Origin of the sequence: Enterovirga sp., from assembly GCF_028290205.1 — a bacterium.
Taxonomy (GTDB): Bacteria; Pseudomonadota; Alphaproteobacteria; order Rhizobiales; family Beijerinckiaceae; genus Enterovirga.
Window position 1 is genome coordinate 1 of the sequence record NZ_JAQGKF010000225.1, and the last position, 3499, is coordinate 3499.

Annotated in this window: 3 protein-coding genes; all 3 read left to right on the forward strand. The window is 72.1% G+C overall.

Features of this window, described 5'->3' with window-relative positions; all coding sequences use genetic code 11:
* The first annotated feature begins 86 nt into the window (after window positions 1–86).
* Window positions 87–245 (forward strand): DUF3309 family protein, encoded by a 159-nt coding sequence (locus JWR86_RS15570; protein WP_299567258.1) that lies wholly within the window; start codon window positions 87–89, stop codon window positions 243–245.
* A gap of 533 nt (window positions 246–778) precedes the next feature.
* The gene (locus tag JWR86_RS15575) at window positions 779–2164 is read left to right on the forward strand and encodes a terminase family protein (RefSeq protein WP_299567259.1); all 1386 of its coding nucleotides are present in this window, start codon (window positions 779–781) and stop codon (window positions 2162–2164) included.
* 45 nt (window positions 2165–2209) lie between these two features.
* On the forward strand, window positions 2210–3409 hold the full coding sequence (locus JWR86_RS15580; RefSeq protein ID WP_299567260.1) for a phage portal protein: 1200 nt from the start codon (window positions 2210–2212) through the stop codon (window positions 3407–3409).
* Window positions 3410–3499: the final 90 nt, after the last annotated feature.

The window sequence follows — 3499 nt, forward strand, 5'->3', positions numbered from 1 at the left end:
AAACCGCAGCTCCGTCTGTACGTTACCGATCACGCCCGACGGAACGAGGCCCGCGGGGCCCTGAGCCTCAGGCAGTGGAGCAAACGATGACACTCGGCACCATTCTGATCATCATCCTGATCCTCCAGCTCATCGGTGCCATCCCGAATTGGGGCTACAGCCGCGGGTGGGGCTACATGCCGAGCGGCGGGCTCGGGCTCGTTCTCGTGATCGTCATCATCCTGGTGCTGCTGGGCCGCATTTAGGCCCGACCGGTGCGCGCGTAGGAAAATAGTCATTGACAGCGGTGCGGTGCTCGGGTAGACATCACCCACGCTGACGAAGTGTGTCGGGGGACTTGAGCCCCCGACCTCCCGGTCGGCGCTTTCCGGAGCCGACATGCCGTTTCCCGCGCCCGCGCCATCCGCCGGCGAGGCGGAACGTTGCGCGGCCCTTCTCTTTCGCAGGACCTCTGTTCCGGTCGCGACGCTGGCGGCCTTTCTGGGCCTCGGTCCGACGGCGTTTCGGCGCCGGGCCGCGGAGCTCGGCTGGGCGCCGCGGCGGAGTCCGGCCCGTCGGAGCCGCACGCGCCCGACCGGCCGGCCTGCCGTCGACCGGCGGGAGACCGGGCTCGCGCTGGAACACTTCATCGCCGACCGGATCAGCAAGCTGCAGGCGGAGGCCGGGACGGGGCGCGAGGGCGATCCCGAGCGGACCGCACGGGCGGTCGGACATTATGCACGTGGGCTGAGCTTGGTCCGGGCCTATCTGACGGAACTGGACGGGGAGGGGCGTCTGGATGAGCCGGGCCCTCCGCCTCGCAGCCTTGCCGAATTGCGAGACGAGCTTCGCCGACATCTCGAGCGCATTCGCCTCGAAGAGAGAGCTCGAGGCCGCCCTCGCGGCCCTCGCTCCGAACCGGACGGAGACCGAGGCGCTTCTCCGGCTGTGGACGACCTATTGCCGGAGTGACCAGCGGCCGCCCGGCGGGCTCTCGGCCTGGCCCTCCTGGACCATCTGGCTGGTGCTCGGTGGCCGCGGTGCGGGCAAGACCCGGACCGGGGCCGAATGGGTGCGCGGCGTGGCGCTTGGGCAGCCCGGTTTTCTCGAGCCGGGAGCCGAGCGCATCGCCCTTGTCGGCGAAACCCACGCGGCCGTGCGGGACGTCATGGTGGAGGGGCCGTCCGGCATTCTGGCCGTGCACGGCCGCCGCGCCGACCGGCCAACCTGGCAGCCCAGTTTGCGCCGCCTGCAATGGCCGAACGGGGCGATCGCACAGGCCTTCTCGTCGGAGGATCCGGACGGCCTGCGCGGACCGCAATTCGGCGCCGCCTGGGCGGACGAACTCGCCAAGTGGCGCCATCCCGACGAGACCTGGGACATGCTGCAATTCGGGCTCCGGCTCGGGCAGCGCCCGCGCGAAATCGTCACCACCACGCCGCGCCCGATCCCGCTGCTGAAACGTTTGCTGGCGGAGCCGCGGGTCGCGGTGAGCCGGGCCGCGACGCGCGACAATGCCCGCCACCTCGCGCCGGCCTTTCTGAAGAACGTGGTCGGCCGCTACGCCGGAACGCGGCTCGGCCGGCAAGAGCTCGACGGCGAACTGGTCGAAGAGCGGGAGGACGGATTGTGGACGCGCGACCGCATCGAAGCGTCGCGCGTGGCGGCTGCGCCCGATCTCATCCGCATTGTCGTCGCCGTGGACCCGCCGGTGTCGTCGGGCCGGCGCGCCGATAGCTGCGGCATCGTGGTGGCCGGGATCGACAGTGCTGGCTGCGGCTATGTGCTGGCCGACGCGACCGTGCGGGCCGCGAAGCCGGCGGAATGGGCCGCCCGCGCCCTCGCGGCCTGGCGTCGATGGTCGGCCGACGCCCTCGTGGTCGAGACGAACCAGGGCGGCGAGATGGTGCAGGCGGTGCTGCGGGAGGTCGATCCGGGCGTCCCGGTGACGCCCGTCCACGCCTCGCGCGGCAAGTACCTGCGGGCGGAGCCGGTGGCGCTTCTCTACGAGCAGGGGAGGGTGCGCCATGTGGGCGCCTTCCCGGAGCTCGAGGACGAGATGGCCGATTTCGGGCCGGGCGGCCTCTCCACCGGCCGCTCGCCCGACCGTCTCGACGCCCTGGTCTGGGCCGTCACGGACCTGATGCTGCGGCCGGCCGGCGCGCCCCGCATCCGGATGCTCTGACCGGGCCCGCGCCCGCCCCTCCGTCCCTCACGCCCAGGAGCTCCCATGCCGAACCCGTTTCTCGGCTGGCTCGGCTTCGCGCCGGCCGGCAAGGCCTCCGCTGTGCCGCGGCCGCCGCCGCTCTCGCCGGCGCTCGCTGTCTATGTGACCGGTCGCCCGGTCTGGACGCCGCGCGACTATGCGGCCCTGTCCCGCGAGGGATTTCAGCGGAATGCGGTGGTGCACCGCGCCGTGCGGCTCATCTCGGAGGCCGCGGCCACGATCCCGCTGACCCTGTTGGATGCGGGCCGGCAGGTCGACACCCATCCGCTGCTCGACCTCCTGGCCGCGCCCAACCGGCGCGAGGCCGGCACGCGCTTCATGGAGGGGGTCTACGGGCACCTCATGGTGTCCGGAAACGCCTACCTGCAGGCCGGCCTCCTGGAAGGCATGCCGCGCGAACTCTACGGGCTGCGGCCGGACCGGATGCGGGTCGTGCCTGGTCCCGATGGCTGGCCCGAGGCCTACGATTACGTGGTCGGCTCCCGCACCCTGCGGTTCGACCAGACCGCGGACGGCATCCCGCCCGTCCTCCACCTCACGCTGTTTCACCCGCTCGACGACCATTACGGGCTCTCCCCGATGGAGGCCGCGGCCGTCGCGCTCGACATCCACAACGCGGCCGGCGCCTGGAACAAGGCGCTGCTCGACAACGCGGCCCGCCCGTCCGGCGCGCTGGTCTTTGCCGGCGCCGCGGGCGGCTCGCTCTCCGACACGCAATTCGACCGCCTCAAGGCGGAGCTCGAAACCAACTTCCAGGGCGCCGGCAATGCCGGGCGGCCGCTGCTTCTGGACGGCGGCCTCGACTGGAAGCCGCTGTCGCTCTCGCCCAAGGACATGGATTTCGTCGAGGCCAAGAACGGAGCGGCGCGCGAGATCGCGCTGGCCTTCGGGGTGCCGCCGCTGCTGCTCGGCCTGCCGGGCGACAACACGCACGCGAATTACGCCGAGGCGAACCGGGCCTTCTACCGCCAGACCGTGATCCCGCTCGTGCGCCGCACGGCGGAGGCCATGGTGCAATGGCTTGCGCCGGCCTTCGGGACGGACCTGCGGCTCGAACCCGACCTCGACAGCATCGAGGCGCTCGCGACCGAGCGCGAGTCGCTGTGGCGCCGCGTCGGCGCCGCGAGCTTCCTCGACGAGAACGAGCGCCGCGAGGCCGTCGGCTACGGCCGCCGCGAGACGCCAGCCGGAGGTGACGCATGACGCAGACCGCTGCGCGCCGGCTCCTGCAGCGTCCGCTCGACGCGGCCCCGCAGGAGACCAAGTTCCTGCCGTCCCCGCCGCGCCTAGCCG

Excerpts from the sequence above, each read along its gene's own strand:
- JWR86_RS15570 (WP_299567258.1), top strand. The coding sequence starts at position 87 with ATGACACTCGGCACCATTCTGATCATCATCCTGATCCTCCAGCTCATC.
- JWR86_RS15575 (WP_299567259.1), top strand. The coding sequence starts at position 779 with ATGAGCCGGGCCCTCCGCCTCGCAGCCTTGCCGAATTGCGAGACGAGC.
- JWR86_RS15580 (WP_299567260.1), top strand. The coding sequence starts at position 2,210 with ATGCCGAACCCGTTTCTCGGCTGGCTCGGCTTCGCGCCGGCCGGCAAG.